General features: G+C 70.4%; 14 protein-coding genes. 7 read left to right on the top strand and 7 right to left on the bottom strand.

All coding sequences use genetic code 11. The annotated features are described in order from the left end of the window. The first annotated feature begins 55 nt into the window (after window positions 1-55). The gene (locus ABWI07_RS28780) at window positions 56-1,252 is read left to right on the top strand and encodes an MFS transporter (RefSeq protein ID WP_149260563.1); all 1,197 of its coding nucleotides are present in this window, start codon (window positions 56-58) and stop codon (window positions 1,250-1,252) included. Here ABWI07_RS28780 and ABWI07_RS28785 read toward each other — a convergent pair. Further along, window positions 1,139-1,984 carry a helix-turn-helix domain-containing protein gene (locus ABWI07_RS28785; protein ID WP_353820376.1) on the bottom strand — a complete coding sequence of 282 codons (846 nt, stop codon included), beginning with the start codon at window positions 1,982-1,984 and terminating at the stop codon, window positions 1,139-1,141. The two genes, ABWI07_RS28780 and ABWI07_RS28785, sit on opposite strands and share 114 nt — an antisense overlap. Before the next feature lie 1,125 nt (window positions 1,985-3,109). Here ABWI07_RS28785 and ABWI07_RS28790 point away from each other — a divergent pair. Continuing rightward, on the top strand, window positions 3,110-3,619 hold the full coding sequence (locus ABWI07_RS28790) for an HIT family protein (RefSeq protein ID WP_353820377.1): 510 nt from the start codon (window positions 3,110-3,112) through the stop codon (window positions 3,617-3,619). A gap of 6 nt (window positions 3,620-3,625) precedes the next feature. Here the strand turns inward: ABWI07_RS28790 and ABWI07_RS28795 are convergent, their stop codons facing one another. The 4 genes from ABWI07_RS28795 to ABWI07_RS28810 all read right to left on the bottom strand — a co-directional run bounded on the left by ABWI07_RS28795 (window position 3,626) and on the right by ABWI07_RS28810 (window position 7,946). Beyond that, complete coding sequence (locus tag ABWI07_RS28795; protein ID WP_353820378.1) at window positions 3,626-4,246, bottom strand: class I SAM-dependent methyltransferase; 621 nt, start codon at window positions 4,244-4,246, stop codon at window positions 3,626-3,628. A gap of 1 nt (window position 4,247) precedes the next feature. Beyond that, window positions 4,248-4,790 (bottom strand): hypothetical protein, encoded by a 543-nt coding sequence (locus ABWI07_RS28800; RefSeq protein WP_353820379.1) that lies wholly within the window; start codon window positions 4,788-4,790, stop codon window positions 4,248-4,250. After that, entirely contained in the window at window positions 4,754-5,749 is a 996-nt protein-coding gene (locus ABWI07_RS28805) for an MGMT family protein (RefSeq protein WP_353820381.1), read from the bottom strand. The genes ABWI07_RS28800 and ABWI07_RS28805 overlap by 37 nt, the downstream gene beginning before the upstream one ends. A gap of 1,462 nt (window positions 5,750-7,211) precedes the next feature. Next, window positions 7,212-7,946 carry an SMI1/KNR4 family protein gene (locus ABWI07_RS28810; protein ID WP_353820382.1) on the bottom strand — a complete coding sequence of 245 codons (735 nt, stop codon included), beginning with the start codon at window positions 7,944-7,946 and terminating at the stop codon, window positions 7,212-7,214. Between the two features lie 250 nt (window positions 7,947-8,196). Here ABWI07_RS28810 and ABWI07_RS28815 point away from each other — a divergent pair, with 250 nt between their 5' ends. Together ABWI07_RS28815 and ABWI07_RS28820 are read left to right on the top strand one after the other, a co-directional pair. After that, window positions 8,197-9,546: a pentapeptide repeat-containing protein gene (locus ABWI07_RS28815; protein WP_353820383.1), complete on the top strand. Its 1,350-nt coding sequence runs from the start codon at window positions 8,197-8,199 to the stop codon at window positions 9,544-9,546. 445 nt (window positions 9,547-9,991) lie between these two features. Then, window positions 9,992-11,191, top strand: a complete 1,200-nt coding sequence (locus tag ABWI07_RS28820) for a glycoside hydrolase family 6 protein (protein WP_353820384.1) — start codon at window positions 9,992-9,994, stop codon at window positions 11,189-11,191. Between the two features lie 151 nt (window positions 11,192-11,342). Here the strand turns inward: ABWI07_RS28820 and ABWI07_RS28825 are convergent, their stop codons facing one another. Continuing rightward, window positions 11,343-12,440, bottom strand: coding sequence for an endonuclease NucS domain-containing protein (locus ABWI07_RS28825; RefSeq protein WP_353820385.1), 1,098 nt, complete (start codon window positions 12,438-12,440; stop codon window positions 11,343-11,345). 401 nt (window positions 12,441-12,841) lie between these two features. On the opposite strand from ABWI07_RS28825, the gene ABWI07_RS28830 reads away from it, so the two are divergent. Both ABWI07_RS28830 and ABWI07_RS28835 read left to right on the top strand, forming a co-directional pair. Next, window positions 12,842-16,522 carry an AAA domain-containing protein gene (locus tag ABWI07_RS28830; protein ID WP_149260567.1) on the top strand — a complete coding sequence of 1,227 codons (3,681 nt, stop codon included), beginning with the start codon at window positions 12,842-12,844 and terminating at the stop codon, window positions 16,520-16,522. Then, window positions 16,519-22,425 (top strand): ATP-binding protein, encoded by a 5,907-nt coding sequence (locus tag ABWI07_RS28835; protein ID WP_353820386.1) that lies wholly within the window; start codon window positions 16,519-16,521, stop codon window positions 22,423-22,425. Before ABWI07_RS28830 ends, ABWI07_RS28835 begins: the two co-directional genes overlap by 4 nt. A gap of 29 nt (window positions 22,426-22,454) precedes the next feature. Here the strand turns inward: ABWI07_RS28835 and ABWI07_RS28840 are convergent, their stop codons facing one another. After that, a complete protein-coding gene (locus ABWI07_RS28840; RefSeq protein ID WP_149260569.1) occupies window positions 22,455-23,585 on the bottom strand; it encodes a response regulator in 1,131 nt (376 codons plus the stop codon). Window positions 23,586-23,843: 258 nt separating this feature from the next. On the opposite strand from ABWI07_RS28840, the gene ABWI07_RS28845 reads away from it, so the two are divergent. Next, window positions 23,844-25,151 (top strand): hypothetical protein, encoded by a 1,308-nt coding sequence (locus ABWI07_RS28845; protein ID WP_149260570.1) that lies wholly within the window; start codon window positions 23,844-23,846, stop codon window positions 25,149-25,151. Window positions 25,152-25,218 lie beyond the last annotated feature (67 nt).

The following is a 25,218-nucleotide window of genomic DNA, read 5'->3' on the forward strand; positions in this document are numbered from 1 at the left end:
CCATGCGCGTCACGCGATCAACTGCGGCGGCGCGGAGGAGGCGAGGCTGGACGGCATGTCCACGCCTCAGTCCTCGCCGCCGTCCGCAGACACTTCGCCGCCCGAGTCCCCGGCACGGTCCGGCGGCTCGACGAACTGGTCACCGATCGTCGCCCTCGCTGCCGGGATCGCGGTGCTCGTCGCCAGCGAGTTCCTGCCGGCGAGCGTGCTGCCCGCGATGGCCGGCGACCTCGGAGTCAGCGAGGGCACCGCCGGTCTGGCGGTCGCGGCGACCGCGGTCGCGGGCGCGGTCACCGCCCCCAGCATCGCGGTGCTGCTGCCGCGGACCGACCGGCGCACGGTCCTGACCGGGCTGCTGGTCGCGGCGGCCGTCTCGAACCTGGCGGTGGCGGTCGCCCCCGGTTTCGCCGTCCTGCTCCTCGGCCGGCTCGTCCTCGGGGTCGCCATCGCCGGGTACTGGTCGTTCGCGTTCGGCGCCGGGACCCGCGCCGTGCCGGGACGCGACAACGTGGTCTCAACGTCCATCGCGCTGGGCGTCACCCTCGCGACGATCGGCGGCGTCCCGTTGGCGTCCCTGCTCGGCGACGCTGTCGGCTGGCGGTTGGTGTTCGGCGTCGCGGCGGCCCTCGGCATCGTCGCTGCTTTGGCCGTGGCCCTGACGTTGCCGCCGGTGCCCCCGCACCCGGCCGCCGGAATGGCGATGCTGCGGGCGGCGCTCGCCAACCGGTGGCTGATGGCCGGGGTGCTGGGCGTGGTCCTGGTCGCGTTCGGCAACTTCGCCGCCTACCCCTTCGTCCGGGTCGCGATCGAGGACGTCGACGCGGGCGCCACAGTATGGCTGCTGCTGGCCTGGGGCGTGGGCGGGTTGGCGGGCAACCTCGCCGCCGGGCGGTTCGCGGGACGGCTGCGCGCTGTGGTCGCCGCGGCCCCGCTTCTGCTGGCCGGCGGCCTGCTGGTCACCGCGACCGCGCCATCCCTGCCGGTGCTGGCCGCGGGGGTCGTCGTGTGGGGCCTGGCCTTCAACATGGTCCCGGTCGCCACCCAGCTATGGGTGACCCGCGTCGAGCCCGAACGCGCCGAGTCGGCCCTGTCGTTGCAGGTCACCGCGTTCCAGGTGGCGATCACGCTGGGGTCGGCGTCAGGAGGCGCGCTCCTGGACGCCCGCGGCGTGCAGGCGGCCTTCCTGCTCGGCACGGGGTTCGCCGCGGCGGCCGGGCTGCTTTTCGCCGCGCTGCGCGTCCCGCGCGGGTGACGGCTCCCGCCAGGCCTGCGGCGCGACGCCGTGGTGGGACGAGAACGCCCGGCTGAAGGCGGCGGTGGAGCCGTACCCGACGGCGGACGCGATGTACTCCACCGGACGCGAGGGGTCCGCGAGCAGCCGGCGCGCCTCCCGCATCCGGATCTCCCGGAGCACCTCCGCGGGTCCGCGGCCGAGTGCGCGGCGGAACCGCTCGCCCAGGGCGGAACGCGACAGATGGACCAGGCGGGCCATCCCCTCGACGGTCCACGGCTCGGCCGGGCGGGCGGTCACGGCGGCCACCACTGCGGTGACGGCCTCGTCGGAAGGTCCGGCGTCGCCGCCCTGGTCCTCCTGCCAGGAGGTGGTCATCGCCGCGCCGATCAGGTTGCCGTAGCTGGCGGCGAACAGGGTCGGCCGGCACGCGCGTTCGAGCGGGCACTGCGTGACGAGCGCCATGACGCCGCCGTGCCGGGTGCCGAAGCCGCGGACCACCAGCGGACTGGGCAGCCGACGGACCGGGACGGCCATGCGCAGGTCCGCCACGACCAGGGCGGACTCCTCGTGCCGCTCCGACGCGGTGAGCCGGTAAGCGGTGCGGGCGTCGATGAGGACGGCGTCCCCCTCGGCGAGCGACTGCGCCTCGAACGCCGCCTCGAGCGTGAGTTCGCCCTCCAGCACCAACGCCCACAGCGGGACCGGCGGTTCGGTGAGCACCGCGCCCGCCGGCAGCTGGACATGGTCCATGCCCGACATCTCCCACGCCGGTTCCGGGGAGGAGGTGCCGACGTCGTCTGCCCGTGAGATATCCACGATGTTCGCCACGTGAGCTGAAGCAGATACAAGACGGCGGCCTATTCCCGCGCGTCCCGGATGGCGTCTCCAGGAGCGATGCAAATCGGATGCGCTCCGCGATACGCCGGGAGGATGTTGTGCGGCAACAGGCGGGACAGGGGGCTTGACGTGGGACGGGCGTATGCGTGTCAGCCTGCTTCCAGTCCGAGGAGGGCGTCTGGCCCGTGACGATGGGTCCCCCAAGTCCGGTCCGGGCGGATGAGCTTCCCGAGCCACGCCTGGCGTTGCCGGCCATGTACCAGCGGGTGCGCTGATACGCCGTACCGGTGTGGCTGATCGCTTGGATGTTCGACGGCTTCTGGACACGGGACGTCGCTCGCGTCCTTGGCCGTCCTGCCAGGGCAGGTCAACCAGCCCTCTACCGGCTCGTCGCCGCGTGACGCCGAATCCCCCACTGTGTCGAACCGCCTGCGGTAGGCCGAGTCTCGACTGGCTACGGGAGTCGACCCCACTCGAACCGCCGTCTGGACGGCCCGCCGCCCTCCACGCGCGGCTCTCACCCACCGAGCCTCGACCGACTACCGCATCCCCTCACATTGGGATCCCGCGACCGTCCGGCACCGCGGTTCCATCTGCCAAGCGCGCCTACTGGCGCAAGCGCGCCCTCCAGAGGCTCGGGCGCGGCCCTGTGCTGGAAGCCGAACCCGTATACGAGATCTCCCGAGCACAAGGCGCTGCTGCCTCGGCGAGAAGGCAGCCTCCCTGACCACGTCCGACGCCGATCGCGCCGACCGGCCGTCACCGGCCGAACACCTGAAAGCGGCTATTTTCGCGCAGCGGGACCTTGCAGTCTGAAACGCCAGAGTCGTAACGTGTTCTAGTGGACGGATACGACATTTGTGACATAGCCAACTGTCAGGATCTACCGTGACCCCGATGATTGCTGTGACCGTTCACCTTCGGACGGCAGTGCCGACCGCTACCATCTGCGAAGTCTCGACCACACACCCGCTCCGCAATTGATCAACGGTTCTCGCATACTCACACGTTTGAGCGATAGGGGAGACTCGAAACATAATGGTCATCGGGCATACGTCGCGAGAAGGGCCGAGCAGGGGATTCCGACACCTGATCGATCTCCTCCTGGGACGCCGTCGGCATGCGGAGGGCAGACCGCGATCCCGGCGCGCCGGGATCGCCACAGACTGCCTTTTCTGCCAGGCGGACGACCCGTCACTCAACAGGATCCTCTGCGAGAACGAATTATTCTATGCGCGCTTTGATAATTTCCCTGCCAATCCCGGGCATATCGAGATAGTCCCCAGAAGGCATGTCGTCTCGTTCTTCGATCTGGACGATCACGAGGTCCTCAGCGCCTACACCTTGATGCGCGCGGCGCGGGATCTCATCGATGAGAAGTACTTTCCCGAGGCGTACACGATCGGTATCAATGATGGCAAGGCGGCCGGGCGGAGCATCGACCATTTGCACATCCATCTGATCCCTCGGCACCATGGCGATGTCGATGACCCCCGCGGGGGCATTCGCCGGGCGGCTCCCAACTCCGACCCCGACGCCTGGCAATGATGCGGGCTATCGCGTACCGACCGCGATGAACCAGCCCGCACGGCCGGCGAAGCGGATGCGGACGTCGGCGAAACCGGCCGCCTCCATGGAGCCGGTGAACGCGTCCGGATCGACGAACGTGAACCAGCGCCGCCCGTCCAGTGATCCGCCCTCCTTCCAGCCCTCGCCATCTCCGATCCGCATGCTTATCGCCGCGATGCCCGCCGGGGCCAGGACGCGGTGGACCTCGGCCAGCGCGCGCGCCATCCCGGCCGATGGGATGTGGAGCAGGCTCCCCGAAGCCCACACCCCGGCCACCGACGCGTCCCGGAGTGGGAGCGCCAAGGCGTTCAGCCGCAGGAAACCGAGCATGCGCCCCTCCCCCCGCGATCGCTCCCGGGCCCATTCGAGCATGGCCGGGGCATAGTCGCCCGCGATCACCGTGCGGCCGAGCGATGCCAGTAGCCGGGCGTCCCTGCCACCGCCGCATCCCAGATCCAGGACGGGCAGAGGGCGAGGAGCGAGCCGCGCGAACTCGACGACCTCCGCACGCAGTCCCGGAAACCTGCCGTAGTCCTCGGAGGCTTCGCCATAGGAGTTCGCATTGGCGTCGTAGCGGCCACAGGTCTCACGGGTGATCTCGCCCACCTCAGACATTCTCGAACCCATCCTCTCCCACCACGAAGCTCAATGAATTGAGAATATGCCAGATGCGTTGCACATTGAGGCCATCGTAGCCATGCGAGACATCGAAGCTGACGCAGCCGACGAACCTGGACCTACCGTTTCTGATCGGGGTGGCGAAGACCGCGCCGCGATGGCGGTAGCGCTGGAACTCCTCCCAACTAAACCCCATCACGGCATCCGCACCCTCCTGTGCCCGGAATGAGGTGAATGCGCCCTCGTCCACCAGATCTCGGGCAAGGCTCGCCACATCGACGCTCACTTCCTGATCGAGCTTCCAACATAGCCCCACAACGCCGACACCCCGCGTCGGACGAATCCTTCGAGTCGCCGGTGACGCGCCGAGGCGGTAAGTGGCCACCCGCGTGAGCTCACCGCGAAGCGGGTGCCGGTAATTGCGTTTCCGCTGCCAGATGTGCAACCCCAGATCGCTCACCGCGATCGCAGGCGTGACGGCCGCGCAAACTTCGATCAGTTGCCCGAATGCGGTGAGGACATGCCTGCGCATGACCAGACGGCGCTCGAGGCAGGCCGTGGTGCGCCGGGACGCAGCGCGAGAACGACGCCTCGATCGACGATCTCCCGGGTGACCCAGTGATCGATCGCGGCAACGGCCTGGCTCCAGGCCGCTCGGTAAAGGTCGGTGACATCGAAGGCGCCAACCTTGAGGTGTTCCAGGTTCTGGCCTCCCTGGATAAGTTGGCGTGCATAGCTGATGTTCCGCTGGAACTGGTCGAACGGGGCAGGAAGCCCGGGATCCTCCTCAGTATCAGGGAGAGGTGCGGGCACCTTCGCGTCCGGGAACATCCTCCGGAAGTCGTCAACGGTGATCCGCTTTGTACGATCCGCGCGGCCGGCCTCGTCGAACTTGAGTCCCTCTTGCTGCAGGACGTCCCGAGGGTCATCGGTCCGCTCCGGATCCGGCCAGCGGAATGCTGGCGAGATCTTGCCGCTAGCCTGCAGAACCCGGTGCGCACCCGGCGCCCCCGACTCGGCCATAAATCCGCCCACCGACTGGGCCGCCATGCCCACCAACTCGGCGAGGTCTCCGTAGGTCGTCCAAGATCCGGGCGCCACCTGGGCCAGCGCCTCGCGCACCCGCTTCCAGCGAGGATCGATATAGGTCCTGGTCTCGTTCGCCTGGCGCCGGGAACGGTACTGGCGCCCCAACTCTCGATAAAGCTCGTCGCCCGGAAAGTCCTTGAGGGCCTGGATCCCGGTCTCAGTGATCGCCCAACCGTTTCTCTTAGTCATCCAGCCGATCGACGCCGCCTCCCCGGTACGGAACCCCAGCTGTGCATGCCAGCGAATCTGCCCATGCGCGTTAAGCTCCTCATGCTCTGGATCGATGGTGACCCGGGCTGCGACCGCATCTCGCACCTCGGCGGGCTTCAGCGGTCGCCCCTCCTCCCGCAGGATCTCCATGGCCCCGCGGAAGATCGGCGCGATGTGCTCAGCGAAGGACATCCGGGACTCCTTGACGTCGGGGGCAGCTCTCCGGCGCATCGACATGGCAACACTGGCCCGGCCCGTGAGGCTTCGATACGGACGCGACCACGGACTACTCGACACCTATATTCATACGTTTTCGGGTCCCGCGTGGCGAGGCCGCAGAAGAAGCCGACGGCGATGAGGGGGCCCTGGGCGCTCTCCCGCTCCATTGTGGTGGCACAGGCCAGCCTTGATCGCGCTGTGGTTTCCCCACGCGTCGCGGGAAGCTACGACGAGCGCAGTTGCTCAGAACGCCTCTGGCATCGAGAGGTAACGTCCGCGTCTGCCGACGCCAGGGGCTCGGATGTTTGAGGCCTGGCGAGCCGCCGCACCGTGTATCCCTGAATCCGCACCACCCGCTGCCGTCCCAGGAGGCGGTCTCATGCTGCCGATCCGACAGTCTGTCGAGCCGCCTGCGGTAGGGCAAGTGGCGGCTGGCCACAGAAGTCGGCCCGATAATTACGGTGAGTGCTCAGATGACGGGTCTACCCTTCTCGGGTTCCTTGACGGTTGGTGAGCACAGGGTGCGCACGGACTGTAATGGATCACGGCGGCTGAAGGTGCATCATGTGGGTGCTGACCTGCGGGAACGTGAATTCGCTGGGATGGCGAATCATCACATAGCACGCCAAAAAGGGAACTGCTAATGCGGTTTGGGTGCAAGCCCATCCGGGGTTCAAATCCCCGATCCTCCGCTCCTCTGACCAGGGACTTCGTCCAAGATTGCGATCTTGAACGGAGTCCCTGTCGCGTTCCAGGTGTCCGTTTTTCCCCGGCCCGGCGTGCACGGGATGCCGGTGAAGTGCTCTTGCCCGCGGACGATGCGGGGGCCGGCCGTCCCGGCCATGGTTACCCTGCGTGTTGGCCGCCCCGGTTGCCGTGCTCCGCGAATGAGATCACGTTGGTGTCGTCGGATGGTCTCGGCTGCGGTCACGAGGAACAACGGCAGCCACCGCTTCGGCCGCTGCCCAGGACACCTCGGAGCCGAGAGCCTTTCTGATCACTTTCATGTTGACGTTGCCGAGCAGGGCGAGCGTTGCGGCTCCGTGCCGGAGGTCGTGGAAGCGGGTCGGCGGCAAGGGCTAACTCCGGTCGCCGCCTGGACGGTTCGGACGGAGATCCGGTGATGACGGGCGATCCTGTCGATGGAGCAGCCCTCGGTGGTGCGGTTGTCCTGGACGAGTCCGTTCTTCTTGATCAGGTCCTCTGACCGTGTGGAGATCCACTGGGGACGCAGCCCCGCGCCCTGGAGGTCGGTGTCCGCCCAGGCCAGCCTCGCGACCTCGGTCGTGGGAGCATGAGTCGTCCAGCGGTCAGGACCTGTGGCATAGGTGGTCGCAGTTTCGGTAGCGCCTGCAGGACTTGAGCCGCCCGCTACGATCGCGTGCTCATGCCGATGGCAGGGCGCACTCGGCCGTGAGGACGTTGTGCGGGGCTGTCATGTCGAGTACGGACTGCGAGGCTGAACGTCCTGGAGCCATGCGGGACGCCTCCCCCAAGAGTCCGTCGGCGTGCTGCCCCATTCGCAGGCCGGTCCGAGGTGACCGATCTCCAGAGTCGAGTTATCAGGATCAGCGGCGTACAGTTCCAGATCTTCGGCGTAGCGGACGAGCAACTGCGTCCAGGACGGAGCCAGCACGTCCCATGAGGCGCATTCGACGTCAACCCGAACCACTTGTCCGGGCGTTCCCCCAGGGGCCGGATCAAAGTCGAGCAGCCACTGCACGTCGCCGTTCATGTCGCCGACGACCACTGCGCCGGGCGAACCGATGATCGGCCGTACCGGCCCGTTCAGCCAGAGCATCTTCGTGTCGACCAGGTATGCCCAGACTTGAGGATCGTCCCAGTCCGGCTCCGGATGATAGTTGTCGCGCCACATCCGGGTCATTTCGATGATCTCGTTAGTGTCGCAGAGGCAAGTCAGCGGTACCGGGCTGGGCTCAGGGGGCAGCAGTGTCGCGCCGGGGCCGGTTCCGTTGTGAATTCGCAGACTAGCGCGGAAATCCTGGGGCAGTGGTATGGCCAAGTCGGCCTCCACCGCATCGATTGCCTGTACCGTGGCCTGCGCATTGAACTGCCGTAGGGAAGCCGGCAGGACGCGACTCAGGCCGGTCTCGATCCGCGCCCACGCCTCGGCAACGCGCTTGTCGGTGTCGACTCCAGTGTCAGTCACGACGCAGACTCTAGACATCGCCACCGCAGCCGCACTACCTCATCTGCCGCTGGCCGCTCGCTGTTGCCGACGAGCGGTGTGAGCCAGGGACCGGAAACCGGGTGCCACCACGATTCGATGGTGCACGCAAATGCGCAAATGATGGTTCTGGTCTGCCGGAAATGGGCGGTACCGCTAGGAGCGTCCGACTGACTGAGGCCGCATCGGCTCGGGCCTGGATGCGTGGCGCGTCCCGTGATAGAGAGCGAGTATGGCGCTGCCTCGCCCGTTCAACACCGAGATCTATGTCCACCCGGACATTGCCGGCCTTGAAATCGCCCGGCTGGCCGCTCGCCTACCTGATTGGGCGGGACGGCAATCCACTGAACCGGCCGACCGGTCCGCCGCCGAGGCGGCAGTCCGCGGGTTGTATGAACTGGTCGGCGCGCCGCAGCCTCAGCTGGTGTGGATCGACTCACCCCGCGGGGATCCCGATTGGAACTGGAGTGAGTTCGGCGCGCCAGAGCCCCAGGCGATCGCGGCCGCCCACGGTGTGCCGGATCCGGGCGAGTTCCTCCTGACCCTGCTCAGCGGTCAGGAAGGAAAGAAGGGCGGATGGTTCTTCCGAAAACGACGCCGGGAGGCGTGGAATCACAGGCTGGCGCTGTGGAAAGAACTCATCCAGTCCTGCGGTGGCTGGTGGCCCTTCGAGAAAGTATGCCTGGTGTGCGAGCGTCCCACCCAGGTCCGTCTCGCCACCTCGCCAAGGCTCGGGGAAGACCCCTTGGTCCTGCACTGCCGCACAGGTCCGGCGCTACGCTACCGCGACGGTTTCCATCTGTATGCGCTGCACGGAAGGGTCGTCCCCGACGACGCCATCACCGTGGAGTGGACAGGGAAAAGTCGACCGTCCGGTTCACCGGAGAACCTGGCGGAACTGATCGATGACAGCAGTGCCGAGGCCGTCGCTCAACTCGTCGGCAAGGACTTGCGTGGGGCCGACCTGCGGGGCGTCCGGTTCCCCGAGGGCACCGATCTCAGAGGCGCCGACCTCAGCGGAGCCGATCTGCGCCATGCCGATCTCTCCTGGGCCGAACCGGCCCGGACCGCGAGCGCGGGAGCCCAGTTCACCGGCGCCAAACTCATCGGCGCGGATCTACGCGACGCCGACTTCGGCATCGTCGGCGATTTCATCGGTGCCGACCTCACCGATGCCGACCTGACCGGTGCCTATCTCAGCGGCGCCCCCGAGGTCGGCGCCTGGTGCTTCAATGGCGCCAGGCTCGTACGGGCCAAGTTCATCGGCGCCCACCTGGTGGGAGCCGTTTTCACCGGCGCCGACCTCACCGGGACGGATTTCACTGGCGCCCTCCTGCAATACAATTCCGGATCGATTTACCCACGCCGCGTGCTGGCACAATTCGCTCAGTGCACCTGGGACTCCACGACGAGATGGCCGAACGCCGAGTTGGCCGAGGCCGTCCGCAGGGAATCCGACTCCATCGACCAAGACACCTTTCGAGTACACGAAGAGCCACCAATCCCATCCGCACACCAGGAACCCCTGCCGCAACCACACCCACTTCCGGAGGGTGACCCTTTCTTCGACTTCGGTCGCTAATTGGCAGTCGCTCGACTATGAATGAGTTCCTGCGCGGCGTTCAGTCGACCTATTGCCCACGGAGGCGATATCATCTGAAGCGGATTCGCCAGCGGCTTGTCCACCGTCATGGCGTCGTTCGATGAGGTTCTCGTCGGTGTTTCTGGTGTGGGGCGGTCTGGTGGCCCGTCTGTCGCGGCGGGTAGGCGGGCACGGTCACTGACGGCCGCTGAACGCCTTGACGCGGGTAGGGGTTGGGTCAACGACGCTGACGCGCTGGCAGCGCCACCGCGCAGGGACGATCGGACGATCGTCGGGATGTTGGGTCTTGACGGATCTTCGGAGCCTGCTCAGACTCCTTCATGGGAGCGCTCCCACGTCAGCCTCACTCGTCCCGCATGGCCTGATACGTCAGCGGTTCTCATGGGTGCGCCTCCTCCACCACCCCGAGAGTCTGGAGTACCGGATGAGACGAGGCATCGGGATCCTCGCCGCCGCCACGACGAGCATCGTCGCGCTTCTCGCCCAGCCGGCGCAGGCGTTGGGGCACGACGATCCGCTGGCCGGGAAGGCCAGGTTCTATGTCGAGCCCACGACCAACGCCGGGCGACAGGCTGACGTCTGGGCGGCCGCGGGGCGCGAAGCCGACGCGGCGCACATGCGGGCCCTGTCCAAGGTCTCGCAGGCGATCTGGTTCACCGGCGGCACCCCCGCCGAGGTGCGGACGGCGGTGCGGCAGACGATGGTCAGGGCCGCCAAGCAGCACGCCGTTCCGGTGCTGGTCGCGTACTACGTACCGGGCCGGGACTGCTCGCAGTACTCGGCGGGTGGCGCGCCGAGCGAGGCGGCCTACCGCGCCTGGATCGACGCCTTCGCCAAGGGGATCGGCGGCGGCCGGTCCGTGGTGATCGTCGAGCCCGACGGGCTGGCGCTGCTGCCCAGCGAGCCGTGGTGCAACGAGGGCGGTGGAGGGACCACCGGAACGCCGGAGGACCCGGCCCGGGTCGACGAACGCTTCCGCGAGATCAACTACGCCATCGGCGCCCTGCAGCGGCTGCCGCGCACCGGCGTCTATGTGGACTCCGGCCACTCCGACTGGCAGCCGCTCAACGACTACGACGCCGGATACGGCGAACCGCGCGCCCAGCTCGGCATGGCCGGCCGCCTGCTCAAGGGCGGCATCGCCAAGGCCGACGGCTTCGCGCTGAACGTCTCCAACTACCGCAGCACCGACGAGTTGGTCTCGTACGGCATCAGACTGTCCAAGTGCCTGCGCTTCCGCCAGAAGACGGGCGCGACCACTTGCTCCGACACCGACCTGGCCACCGTCCCCGACGATCCGCGCGGGCTCACACACTTCGTCCTGGACACCAGCCGCAACGGCCAGGGACCCTGGACGCCGCCGGCGGACAAATACACCGACCCCCAGGTCTGGTGCAACCCGCCGGGCCGCGGCCTGGGCGCCCGGCCCTCGACCCGCACCGGCGATCCCCTGGTCGACGCCTTCCTCTGGATCAAGCGTCCCGGCGAATCCGACGGCCATTGCACCCGCGGCACCGCCGGGCCGGAGGACCCCGAGTACGGCGTGGTCGATCCGGCGGCCGGTGCCTGGTGGCCCGAGTACGCCTTGGGCCTCGCCCAGCAGGCCGCACCTCCCCTCCGCTGACCCAGTACCAGTCCGCAGACGTGAGGATGCGCAGGCCGGGGCCGCATACCGTGACGCGCGCATCGCCGGGGAGTTCCTGCCCGTCCGGACGCGCGACCCGGTATTCTCGTCGTCGGTCAGTTTCCGCGCCGCGCGGAAATGCCGCTGGGAACTAGGCGTCGATCTTGAAGTAGCGGGTGGCCTCGTCCAGGGTGAAGCGGGCCCGGAGTTTGCACGCAGAGTTCTGATTGGCGAACATACCAGTTTTCCAGAGCGCTTGATCGCGAGGAACGGTCGCCTGCCAATCCACGGCGACGACCCATTCACGGCGATCCTGTCCGTCTTCTGGCAGGTCATGGCGGTAGCCGCCGGCCAGGTCAAGGTCGGCCATCTTTTGCGGGACACCACCAACAAACAGTTCGGCATCCTCATAGGGTTGGGCTTCCTGTGAGACCGTGCCGACACCGACGTATCCCACCTTGGGAATGTACACGAACACTCTCGCGCCCGGTTTGAGGGCACGCAGAGTTCGAGAGAACCAATCCCCGCCGCCGGCGGATACGAAGCCGTAGCGACGGGCATCCGACCAGTCCCGGATACCTTCCTCTTCGCCGAAGGAGACGTACCAGTCCTGCCCGTTCCAAGGCTCCTTCTTGTTCTGGCTCTTGGGCCCCGTCGCCGGAGCGGCCATTCTCGCCTCGTCCATCAGCCAGGTCCGCGCCAGGTATTTGTGGCCCTGATCTTCGAAGTAGCGGAAGAACAGCACGTTGACCGGTACCTGGTACTCCGAAGCCAAGTACGTCACGATCCGTTCAGTCGCAGCGTCGATGTCACTGGCCATCACGGTCAGGGTATGGGCGGTGTTCAAGGCATCTGGAGGGCCGGAGTCGAAGCATTCGGCGAAAGCCTGGTCCAGTTCGGTGGCCTCGCCTCGGGCCTGCATGTACTGGGTGTAGATCGCGCGGACCTCCTCGTTGGTAAGGCCCTGTACCCAGGAGCCGTAGTCCATCACCTGCGCGACGACCTCGCGGGGTGTGCGGTCTCGCTTGAGTTCCAGTACGTGCAGCGTGCCTTCCGCGTCGATTCCCAGCAGGTCGATGAAGGTGCCGTAGGCCGTGGGAACCTGGCGGCCGATGAGCAATAGCGGTAGGCCGAGTATGCTCGGGTCGGCTTCGATCAGCGCTTCAAGGCGCGACTCCAACGGCATCGACGCCATGGGGACCTTTACCGGCTCGTCGTCGACACGCCACAATCCGATTTCCAGCGGCACCGCAACCTCCTCGTCGTCTCGTGAGCCTGTGAATCCGGATCGCACGTGCCAGCACGGCGGGACGATATGGTCGATCTTGCCAGGGCCGCGAGCACCTTTCGGCGGCCGGCGGCCGTTCTCACTATGTCACGGACACTCATGGCCGAAGTCGGTGCGGTCGAAGGACATGCCTCAAAGGCATCCGCGGTCATATCCCGAGGCTCAGCGCCTGGGCCTGGACCCGCTACGTAGCGGCAGAGGTCGCGGAACTCGATGAGGTTTCACAGCCTGAGCCGTACGTTCGATGTCCTCTGAGGTCACTTTGCCTCGGTGCACTCCCCTCCCGTCGATGACCTTATTCGGCCAGCGGGCGATCCGGTCAGATGCGGTCGACCACCATGGAGGCGAGTGGAGGGAGCCGCGTGAACCCTGGTGATGACGTCGATCGCCTCGTCCACTATCTGTGCGTCGATCCCGCGACCGCGAAATACGGGCCATTTCGGTTGAGCCCCGGTGGGCTGGAGGGCACTGACCTGATCGCCGGCCGGCTGCGCCGCTACCGGCTGGTGGACGGCCAGGGCCGCCCCGCCGACCTGCACGTCTACGCGGGCCTCGTCGGTGTCGGCGGGCTCCTATGGGAGCAGGAGGTGCGCGTCCTGCTCCGGCTCGGCGCGTCCGCCCTGCCCGCCCTGCCGCAGTTCCTGGACGGGGGCTACGAGGAGCCGGAGTCCACCGCCAAGGCCGGGGTCGGCACCAAGGGCATCGCGCTCGTGGCCACCCGCGGCTCTGACCACACCCTCGCGGACGCGGGCGCGGCCGACGCCATGCGCGCCGATCCGATGTTCGCGGTCATGCAGTTCATGCGGCTCGCCGAGGCCCTAATGGAACTGCACGACCTCGGGGTTCAGCACCGCTGCCTCGGGCCGTCCTCGATCCTGGCCGACCTGTCCGGGGACCGGCCAAGCTTGTGGATCGCCCGCTTCGAGATGAGCTCGCTGATCGGCAACCTGCTGCGCCGCACCCTGGACTCGGACGTCGACCTCCCTGAGCTGCGGGCCTTGTTCGTGGGGGACGGCACCGAGCCGGACCTGCGGATGCTGGCGTGCCAGCCACCCGAGCGACTGAGCTTCCTCTACCCGGACGGGGACCCCGCTCCGATGCTGGAGGAGTTCACCTCCGACGTGTTCAGCCTGGCCGCCACCGTGTGGGACTGGTTCTGCGATCCCGCGCTGCTGACCGCCGAGCCGCTGCCCGAGCCCGTCCGGGCCCGCCACGCCGAGCTGAACAGGCGGATGGTGGACGCGCTGGACTCCCGCCTCCCCGGCAGGCTGGCGAAGCTGCTCGCCGCGATGCTGGACCCGGACCCGCGTGCCCGCCCCACGGCGGCGGACGTCCACCTGCGGCTCTGGGAGGACCTCGACGCCCTCCGGCGCTCGCTGGCCGACGGCTACCAGGACAAGCCGTTCCTCATCGTGGACAACCCCAAGGAGGCCGCGACCAACCTCAAGCAGTGGCGCTGGATCACGCACGGCGCCGACACCGACCAGGGCCGCGAGGAGATCGCCGCCTTCATGGCGGACGAGCTCGCCAACGCCCAGCTCCTGCATTCGCCGCTGGGCGCCGCGCCGTTCGTACGCGGCGGTGACCCGCAGGACAAGCGCAACTCCCATACGGTGCTGCTCGGCCGGCAGGCCGCGTGGTTCTGCCAACCGTACCGGCGCAAGACCTGGGGCGGGTTCGGCGATCCGCTCGACGAGGCGCTGATCATCAAGTACGTCGCGCAGCGGGAGTCGGGCGCCGCCCGGCGGGCCCTGGACGACCTCGTCCAGTCGGCGGTGCTCATCGACGTCCCGGCCGTCGACATCGTCGCCATCAACGTCGCGGACGCGGTGATGGACGCCGCGCTGGCCGGGCGGCCGTCCTGGAGGCCGCTGCGCGACCAGCTCTCCCCCGCCTCGTCCGAGGCGGCCGAGGACCAGGAGTACGGCAACGCGCTCGACCTGCTGCTGCGCTACCAGGGTGTCGAGCTGCAGGCGCGGACGTACGCCTTCGCCAAGGGTGAGACGAACGGCGGCCAGGTCACCGTGGATTGGGAGCCGGAGCGAGAGAAGAAGCTCATCTACAACGACTCGCTGCTCACCAAGTTCGCCGACTCGCCGTGGCTGCGGCCCTCGCTGGGCGACTTCTTCCAGCACCTGGAGGACGACGAGGGCGAGGCGCTCGTGGAGATCGGTGAGGATATCGACGGCCGGGCCAGCTTTCCGCCCGAACGGTCCGTCTGGACGATCGTTCAGGAGCGCGCCGGCGACGACCGGGTCATCCTCCGCCGTTCCGCGCAGGGCACCGGGCACATGCCCGAACGAGGGTGGATCCGGCCGCTCAGCGACACGGGGACGCGCACGGCGCTGACCCGGCAGGCGCTCGCCCGGCTGGACCTCGTCCGGGCGCGCGGGCTGCTGGCCCAGCTGCGCGACCCGCGGTCCATCAAGACGCTGCCGCATCGCTGGCGTACGGCGGGCGCCCGGCTGGAGGGCGAGGACGGGCCCGCGATCGTCCGGGACATGCTCAGTTACCGGCCGTTCTACGCCGTCCAGGGCCCGCCGGGCACCGGGAAGACGACGGTCGTCGCCGAGGCCGTCGCGGCGTACCTGAAGGCGGAGCCCGCGTCCCGGGTGCTGGTCTCCGCGCAGTCCGGCTTCGCGCTGGACAACCTCGCGCAGCGCATCCTGACCCGGATGGGCGAGCTCGACCAGGACGGCCGGCCGACCGAGCGGATGGACGTCCCCGCGCTGCGGATCACCTCGCACAGCGGCACCCCGCCGAACACCCAGATCCGCCCGTGGACGCGGGAGATGCTGGCGGTGCGCCTCGCCCGCCGGGTCCGCGAGCGGGTGGACGAGGTCCTCGGCGGGCGGCTGCGCAACCGGGAGCTGCAAGACGTGCTCGTCCGGTGGCGGGGCCTGCTCGACGAGCGCAGCGGCGAGAACGTCCTGCCGGAGCTCGGCGACCGCCTGGAACGCGCGGCCAACCTGGTGTTCGCGACCTGCGCGACCGCCACCGAGGAGGCCGTGATGCCGGGCGGCACCCGCAGCCGGTTCGAATGGGTGATCGTGGAGGAGGCCGCCAAGGCGTGGCCCACCGAGCTGGCCATGCCGCTGGCCTGCGGCACCGCGTGGACGCTCATCGGGGACCACCGGCAGCTCGGCGCGCACCGCCGCAGCGACTTCGAGCGGTTCCTGGCGGACTGTGCGGGCGACCCCTCACCGGAGCTGGCCGCGCTGGGCGAGCAGCGCGGCCTCTACCTGGACGCCTTCGACACGTTCCGCCGCCTGTTCCGCGTGCTGGAGAACCCGGCCACGACGGTGAAGGAGCAGGAGCGCCTGCCGCTCCGGCGGCTCGTCACCCAGTTCCGGATGCGCAAGCCCATCGCCGAGGTGGTGAGCCGGGTGTTCTATCCGGCCTCGGACCGGATCATGCCCGACGGCCTGCCGCCAGGCCGGCTGCGCACCGGGCGCTCGGTGCCGCCGCTGCCGATCCGGGTCCCGTACACGCTGGCCGGGGAGTCGGTGGTCTGGCTCGACACCGACGGCGTCCCGGACTGCAGCGACATGCCGCGCTGGACGAACGCGGGCGAGGCGCGGCTGGCGGCCGCACTGGTGGAGCGGCTCGATCCGCCCCCGGTGCCGAACCAGCACGGCTACGGAACGCATCCGCTGGCGGTGCTCACCCCCTACCGGCAGCAAACCAAGCTGCTGAAGCAGTACGACGTGCTGCGCGACCACGTCTCGACGATCCACGCGTTCCAGGGCCGGGAGGCCGACATCGTGATCGTGTCGCTCGTCCGGGACCAGCGGCACGGCCCGCCGGGGGTGCCGTGGAGCAGCCTCGGGCATCTCACCCAGCAGAACCTGATCAACGTGATGATGTCCCGGGCACGCGGGCTGCTCGTCATCATCGGCAACCACCGGCACTTCGCCGAGGTCGACCGGAACGCCTACCGGACGGCCGGCGACGAGGAGCAGAACCCGTTCTGGGGGCGGCTGTGCACCGCCGTCCGGCTCTACGGGACGGTCCTGCCCGCGGCCGAGGCGGTGACCTCGTGAGCGGCGAGATCACCACTCTCTACCTGCCCTGCGAGGTCGGGCAGGTGCGGGTCAGGCTGGGGTACAGCGACACGCTGTCGCCGCTGGAGGAGACGGCGCTGCGGGTGATCGCCGCGGCGGCGCTGCCGGACGGGACCGGTGAGCGGCCGCGGCCGGTGGACGTCCCGTCCCTGACCAAGCTGCTCGGCCTCGGCCACCGGGTCGTCGTCGACCTGGTGCACGACCTGTGGCGGGCCGGCTACCTCACCGTGGACTTCACGAGCGGCGCGATCGCCCTCAGCGGGGAGACGCAGGACCGGCTGGACTCCGGGCGTCTCGCCGAGATGGCCGGCCTGGAGAGCGAGGAACGCCGCGTCGAGCTGATGATGGAGCGGCTCACCGGCTACGTCATGCCGAGACGCGGCGCCCGGGCACCCGGCGACCCCCGGTACGCGGTGCGGCACACCGCCGCCCGGCTGACGCTGGCGGACGCCGGCCAGACCGAGATCCACGCCGCCGTCCAGAACTGGCTGCGCAACCGCAACCGCGCCGACGCGGACGACGAACTCGCGGCCTCCGCGCCGGGTGCGCCGCGCGAGCGCGGCGGACCGGCGCGGCGGGACCGCGAGCGCCGGATCCTGTCGGTCCGCAGCTCGGCACGGGACCGCCGGACCGGCGGCGGCAAGCGGTGGTATCCGATCAACGTCCGCGCGGAGCTGAACACCGCCAGCGACCGGCTGATCATCACGGTCGTCGACCCGCGGTTCCCGGCCGACCGGCGGGAGCTGGCCTCCGAGCGGCTGACCCGGCTGGCCGAGGAGTTCCCCCGCGAGTCGTTCGTCGCCCGGCTGCGGGAGGCCGCCGAGGAGAAGCTGGTCGAGCCGCCGGGGCTGGAGGAGCTGATCGACCGGCTCGCCGAGCGGGCGGCCGGCTGCGGGGCGGTGCCCGCGGCGCGGCGCCGCGACGAGCACCTGGGCCTGGCGGACGAGGCCCGGCGCGTCGCCGCGGTGATCGCCGCGCGGGAGGCCCGGGAGGTGGACGTGGAGCCCGTCCACGGCGGTCGGGACCATCTGGCCGTGGTCGGCCAGCTGATCGACGAGGCGGAGACGCAGCTGGTCATCGTCTGCCCGTGGGTCACGCGCGCGGCCCTGCAGCAGGTGACGCCGCAGCTGCGCCGGGCCATGGACCGCGGCGTCCAGGTGGTGGTCGTCTGGGGCATCGCGCACCAGGCCGCCCTCCCGGAGGACGCGCAGAACGCGCTCGACAGCCTCACCAGGTACTCCAGGACGACGCCGATGCTGCGACCCCAGGTGTCCGCGCGCACCCACGCGAAGCTGGTGATCTGCGACGACCGGGCCGCGCTGGTGACGTCCCGCAACGTGCTGTCGGCCACCGGCGCGCAGCCCGAGACCGGGCTGCTCCTGCGGACGCCCGGGGGCGGTGGCGGCGAGGCCGTCCGGGACCTGCTCGGCTGGGTGCGCACGAACGTGCCGGGCCCGATCAGCCGCAGCATCTTCCACCGCGCGGACAGGTTCCCGGGCGGCGGCACGCCCGCCGCGGTGACCGCCGCCGAGGACGAGCCGGTACCGGAGGAGCCGCCGGAGGGCGAGGAGAACCCGGCCGCCGTCCAGGCATGGCAGCTCGCGTGGGTCGCCAAGACCGAGCAGCTGCGGATCCGACCGTCCGGCCGTCCCCGGCCGTCGGCACGGACGGTACTGGACGGCGAGCACCGGGAACTGCTCTGGCTCGCCCTGAACTCCGCGCGCCGCCGGGTCGTCATCGCGTCCGCCCAGCTCAGCGACGAGGTCGTCAACGCCCGCCTGATCGACGCGGTACGCGGCCTGCTCGACCGGGGCGTCGCGGTGACCATCGGCTACGACGAGCGCGGCGGCGCCGAGCGCGGGCAGACGGCGCTCGACGCGCTCACCGAGCTGGCCACCGCCCACCCCGGCCTCTTCACGCTGCACTCGGGTACGGGCCACGCCAAGGTGCTGGTCTGGGACGACGACGTGGTCGTCGGCAGCTTCAACTACCTGTCGTACGGGGGGTTCGGCAGTCTCGGCGGCCGGCACCTGCAGCGCTCGGAACTGAGCGTCCGGGTGACCGGCGCGGCGCTCGCCGATCAGGTGGCGGAGCTGTGCGGCGAGCCGCCCGGAGTGGCCGCGGCGCCCGGCACGGACGGGGCGGCCGCGGCACCGGCGCTCTCGGCGGACGCCCCGGCGCGTGTCACGACCGAGGCGCGGGTGGGCCGGGACATCGCGGGGCACAGCGAGAGCGCGGTCCACGCGGCCCGCCGCGTCCTCGACCGGGTCGCCGGCGAGCAGCGGCCGGGCGAGATCGTGCGCGCCGAGCTGGAGCGGTCGGACGACCCCTGGTCCGTACTGCCCGTCCTCACCGAGCTGGGGGAAGGCCCGGAGATCAGGTCGGCGCTCGCCTTCTGCCTCACCGGGCACGCGGACGGCGTCGCCCCGGAGGAGGCCCACCGCCACCGCCGCCGCCTGGTGCGGAGCCTGTGGTGCGCCGGCGCGTTCGTCGAGGCCGCGGTGCTGAGCCGTCTCGTCTCCGACGCCGGTCGCGGCGAAGCCGCCGACGCGGCGGGTCCGCGGGCGGCGATCACCGAGGCGGTGGGCCGTCGCGGGCTGCCGGGTGGCCCCGGCGCGCTCTACACCGCCGCCGCGGCCGACGACCTGACCGCCGCCGAGCGGCGGGTGCTGCTCGCCGTCGCGGTCGGCGAGCTGCTGCTGTCCCGCGACTCCATGGCCGCGGACGTGGCCGAGTACCTGGCGTCCGACGACGGCGGGCCGTGGGCGGAGCTGGCCGGGGCCGCCGACGCCTACACGGCCAGGACGGTCGGCGCGTCCACCGCCGAGCTGATGGCCCGGGCGGCGGGGCAGCTGGAGCGCACCGCCGAGCTGGCGGACGGCTGGTCCCGGCTCGATCTCGCGCTGCTGGAGGCCCAGCCCGTGCCGGTCAACATCGACGGGGCGAAGAAGACCCATGCCGCCCTGTTCAATGACACCGGCCCGTTCGGCCAGATCGGTGACGCCGTCAACCGCCGGGACCTCACCGCGCTGGCAAGGCTCGCCGAGGAGCTGCTCCCCGCCCGGGAGCGCCCCGAAGACCTGGTCGGACGCGTCATCGACACGACCTGGCGAGAGGTCGCGCCCCGCAACGAGCTGCTGACCGGCAAGACCTACCGCGGCAAGTACGTCAAGCGGCTCGCGGAGGTGGTCTCCGCCGCCAGGGCGCTGCTCACCGCCGCAGGCCGGGCGGAGCGGCCGGACGGCGACGAGCCGCATCCCGAGCTGGTCGCCGCCGCGGCAGCCCTCGCCGAGACCTACCGGCGCCTGCGGCCCGGCCTCGCGGAGGCCCCGCCGGACGACGAGGCGGCGCTCCGCGCGGTCCTCGCCGACCTGGACTCGCTGATCGCCGGTCGGGAGGCCCCGTCGCGTGCCGCCGGAGCCGGTGCGGACGGGGAGGCCGACACGGAGGCGGGCCTCGCCACGGCCTTGCGCGGCTGGCAGGGCCGGTGGCGCTACCCCGCGCTGGCCGCCGCCCTGCATGAGGCGGACGTCCCGGACGACCTGCCCGGCCTGCTGCTCGCGGGGCTCGTCGATCCGCTGGCACCGGAGGACACCGCCGTCCAGCTGATCGAGGACGGGCGGTACGCGGTGGCCGACGCCCTCCGCGAGCAGGCGGAGCTCTCACCCGAGGCCGCTGCGCGGATCGTCCGGCGGCTCCGGACGGAGCGGACGACGGCGAAGGCGCGGGTGCGGCACACCGCCGAGGCGCTGCTCCGCCGCGCCAGGCGGGCGGGTGCCGTTCTCCGGGCCGACCTGCACGCGCTCGCCGAGCTAGCGGACGAGCACCGGCCCGCCGCCGAGTCGGTCCTGGGCGACCTGGCGCGGCAGGTGCGGGACGCGGAGCGGGCCCGGGCAGACGAGATCACCCGTGCGGCCCGGGAGCGGGTCGCCGCACTCGGCGAGCCGGCGCGGGACCTGGCGGCCGACTGGCTGAAGTCCGTGGAGGCGTGCGCGGAGGCCCGCGAGTTCGACACCGCGGCGACACTGCTGGAGCAGGACCCGACGCAGCAGCCCCCGCCGGGCCCGCGGACGGTGCCGCAGCTCGCGGAGGTGTGGCCGTTCGACGAGTCCTCGGCCGCCGCCGTGCTGGGCTGGTACTTCGAAGGCAGATCGGACGCCCCGCGCGGCTTCCCCGAGTGGTGCCCGCCCGCGGGTGACGCCGACGCCTGGCAGCTGCTCGCCGCCCTGCGCGACCACATCGCGCGGCCGTCGGAGGACACCGCCGCACGGCTGTGCTGCGCCCTGCAGCAGCTCGTCGGCGCCGACCGGCTGCCGTTCCCCGTCGACCCCGCGGGGAACGGCTTCCTGAGCCGCGTCTGCCTGCCCGACGACCGCAGGTTCCCGCCGCTTCCGCTCCTCGGCCGGGGCGGGGTGCGGACCTGGATCGCCGGGCCCGCCGATCCGCCGCCCGAGCCGCCGGAGGACGGCCCGGTCGTCTGGCTGGTGACGGGCGTCACCTCCCCGGCCGATCCGCCGGTCGGCACCCTGGTCGTCGACCTCCCGTTCCTGCTCCGTCTGGCCGCCCCGGGCACGGCCGGCAGCGCGGACCGGCTCGTCAACGTGCTGCGCAGGCTGGGCGCCCAGCTCGATCCCGCCGACCTGCTCGCGGGAACCCCGGCGCAGGTCGACGAGCCGCGGCTGGGCTGGGTGCTGCACCTGCTCGGGGTGACCGGCGACGCCGTGGTCGCCGACGCCGTCCACCACGACAGCGGCGGCCGCTCCGAGGTGCTGGTCCCGCTGCTGGATGCCCTGGTGACGCCCGCCGTCCCGGGCCGCGGCCGCTACCAGGACCTCGACGTCGCGGCGCTGAACGGCGTGCGGGAGGACGACGGGTGGCGGGTCGCCGCCCGCGAACGGCTCCTGGCGCCGCACGCGGGCGACCTGCCGGCCCTCATGCTGCTGCGCGTCGCCGCCGCCTTCGACGATCCCGTCTTCACCCTCAAGGACCTGCGCGGCGGGATCGAGGTGGCAGGGCGTCCCGAGCACGCGGCGCTGATCCCGGACCTCACCGACCTCCCCGCCGCGGCGTCCCGGCTGTGCCGCAGCGGCCTGTTCCAGGAAACGCCCGGCGGCCTGCTCCGGCTGCCCTCCGGGCTGCGGGACCTCCTCGCCGAGGAGCGTCCCGGCTACGTGCCGCTGGCAGAGGCGCGGACCGCCATCGAGGCGGAGTACCGCGCTCTGCTCGACGCCAACGCCCTGTTCCGGGCGGAGTTGGGCGAGTCGGTGGTCCGGGTGATCGGGCACTGGGTGGCCAACTGGAAGGCCGCCGTGCGCAGCGCGCTGAAGCGCGACGACACGGCCCGCGCCCTCGAGATCCTGGACGGCTTGGAGCCGATCTCCGCGATGTACCAGCGGGCCGCCGAACCGCAGCGGCTGCTCCGCCTCGCCGAGCTGCTCGATGACCACCTCGGCCAGGTCCAGCTGCTGAACCCGGGCGTGGACTGCAAGCTGGCGGGCGGCGAGGATCTGTGCGTGGAGGCCAACCCCTGGCTGCTCGGCCACGCCTTCCTGAACCTCTTCGACAACGCCCGCCTCTCGATCGAGAGGACGGGGCGGGAGTTCGGTGTCCTGCGGGTCACCATGACCGTCGTGGAGCGGGCGGACGGGCCGCCGTCCTGCCGGATCGACATCGAGGACAGCGGCGTGGGCATCGCCGAGGACGCGCGCCGCCGGCTTGCGGAGGGACGGCAGTTCAGCGGTTGGGGCGGCCGCGGCACCGGCGTGCGGACGTCCAGGGAATGGCTGGCGCACTACGGAGGCGAGCTTGAGTTCCTGCCCGATGTGAGCGAGCTCGGTGGTGCGCACGCCAGGGTCGTGCTGCCGGTCCGGTGGCCGTCCTGATCAGCCTCCAGGGCGCGCCGGACCGCGCGTCATCGGATCTCGAAGGACGGCCAGGCCTTGCAGAAGCGAGCCACCTCGGCGGTCGCCCGCTCCAGCGGCCCCACCTTCACGAGCCCGATCACGGTGGCGTAGTCGTCCTTGCACCTCTCCAGCTGTCGGCCGGCATCGTTGTTCTGGTGCTCGCGGCGGAAGAAGCGGTACGCGGTCTCCAGCCTGGTCTCCAGCCGGTGCCGCCGCTCCGCGTCGCCCTCACCGACCAGCAGCTGGGCGGCGATCTCCAACGCGTTCCACCAGTCGGACTCCTTCTTGTTCACGATGGCGACGAGGCGGAACTCGGCCTTGCGCTCCTGGTTCCTGTAGTCGCTGCTCTCCATGGCGTTCGCGGTGACCAGCGCGGCGAGGATGTCGGTCTTCTGGCGCAGGTACTTCAGCACATGGAGGCCGCGCTGGTCGTCGAGGGTGCTGGTGAGATGCAGATCGACCAGCGCGCCCTGGACGCCGTCCAGGCTCTCCGGCCGCTCCGCCAGCAGCGTCCGCCACTCCCTCAGGCCGGTGACCGGCAGGAGCCTGTAGTAGGTGGACAACTGCTCGCAGATCTCGCGCATGATGTCGGGGTTGTCCTCGACGACGAGCAGCAGCGGCTTGCTGCCGCGCCCGGACGGCCGGACGGGGTGCACCTCGGGGTCGTCTGGGAACAGGGCCGCGAACCGGGCCAGCTCGGTGAGCGACGCCCGCTCCGCCTCTGGCAGCCGCTCGATCCGCTGGAGCAGCCGCGTGCGCGCTTTCCGTACCGGCGCCCAGGTCTTCGACCGGAACATCGCCTCGTCGACCGGGCCGCGCCAAAGCGCGAGCAGCGCGTCGACCGGCTCTTCGGCTTCGACGCCGGCGACGAATTCCAGGGCGTCCACTCTGCAGCGCGCGAAGTCCAGGCTGTAAGTGCCCTTCCCGCGCGGGCCGGCGACAATGGGCACTTCGGATCCGCGCAATGTCCCCACGTGCTGCCGCACCGCATTGTCGCTCGGGGGCCCGGAAGCGGTGGCGATCACCTTCAGGAGCTCGCGGACCGGCACCGCGTCACCCGCCGGCGCGAGGGCGAGCAGGATCGCGGCCGCCTTGCCCTGCGGGGCCTTCAGGGCGGTACCGTTCCGCCGCAGCGTCAATTCGCCGAGTATGAGGAGTTCTATTGGTTCCACTTCGACCCCGCTCACACTGAATACGTTAGATGAAACTTCTGGCGGTGCGCCGACTTCCGAGGAGTTTGTGAGCCCGGGGTGAGAGGCCACGGTGAGACGGGCCTCCTGGGCCCGTTCGAATCTCATCCCAATCTCACGGCCGGACTCTGTAGACCTGCGCTTCGCCGGTGCAGATTGACCGGTAACCCGATCCAACTCGGGATCGGGTGAGTCAAGGAGCAGGTCATGAGCAGCCCGTTCGAGCGCCTGGAGCGCGACCGCGGCCCCGTCGACGACAACGTCTTCGTGGTCATGCCGTACGGCCGCAAGGAGTTCGTTGACGACCAGGGCGAGACGGTTGTCTTCGACTTCGACGAGCAGTATGACGACCACTACGCCCCGCTCATCCGTTCGCTCGGCATGACGCCGGTCCGGGGCGACTCGCTCTACAGCGGCGAGACGGTGCTGGAGAGCGTCTGGCGCGGCCTCCAGGAGGGCGCGATCGTCCTGGCCGACCTCACCGGGTCCCACCGCAACGTCATGATCGAGTTCGCCTGGGCGTACATGCTCGGCAAGAAGATCGTCCCGGTCACGCAGTGCAAGGACGACATGCCGTCCGACCTCCCGGGCCTGCGGTACGTCTCGTACACGCCGCTCTGGAAGGACATGACGCGGATGGAGGACGAGCTGAAGAACCGCCTCGAGATCCTGCGCGGCGAGACGGCGGCCGAGCGCAAGCTCGTCCCGATGGAGACCGGCAGCGTCCGCCCGGCCACCGCCCGGGTCGTCAGCCGCACCCGCGAGCACGTCGTCGTCGAGGCCGACCAGGGCCGGCTCGGCGTGCTCGGCGCCGCCGACGTCGAGTGGGGCCGGATCGTCGGGGACATGACCCACCTGTTCAGCGTCGGCCAGGTGCTGCACGGCGCGTTCGAGACGGTCGACGGCTACACCAGGTACACGCTGCTGGCGGGCCAGGCCAACCCCTGGCACTCGCTTGCGAACGAGTTCCCCGAGGGGCACACGTTCACCGGCCGGGTCGTCAACATCGTCGAGGGGCTCGGCGCGTTCGTCCTCGTCGCCCACGGGGTGAAGGGGCTCGTCCCGGAGAAGTTGCTGCCGCCCGTCGACATCGGGACGGATCTGCGGGTGGGCGTCGTCCGGCTGGACGTCGCCGGCCGCAAGATCCAGCTCCGCCCGGTCGGCGCCGCCGACCGGCAGCCGGGGAGCGGCGCCCGCCGGCCCCGCCGCGACGCCGCGGCGGGTCGCCCGCGGGTCGGCGAGCGGCACGACGCCGAGGTGGTCAAGACCGTCCCCGAGGACGGCAGGTCGGGCGGCTACGCGCTGGTGCGCCTGGTCGGCGGGCCGACCGCGATGCTGCACTGCACGCAGATGTCCGCGGAGGTACGGGCGGATCTGAACCTGGGCGAGGTGGAGCTCGGTGAGCTCCTGCAGGTCGAGGTGGTCCGCGTCAATGACGAGGGCCGGCTCTGGGTCCGGGACATCCCCGACCTGATCGAGGACACGGCGGCGGAAGAGATTCCGGACGCGGCCTGACTCGCCCGTCCACCGCCTGGGGGCATGCCACAACGGCATGCCCCCAGGCCTGTCCTCGTGCCTGCTC

This window comes from Actinomadura sp. NPDC000600 (assembly GCF_040492135.1).
Classification (GTDB): Bacteria; Actinomycetota; Actinomycetes; order Streptosporangiales; family Streptosporangiaceae; genus Spirillospora.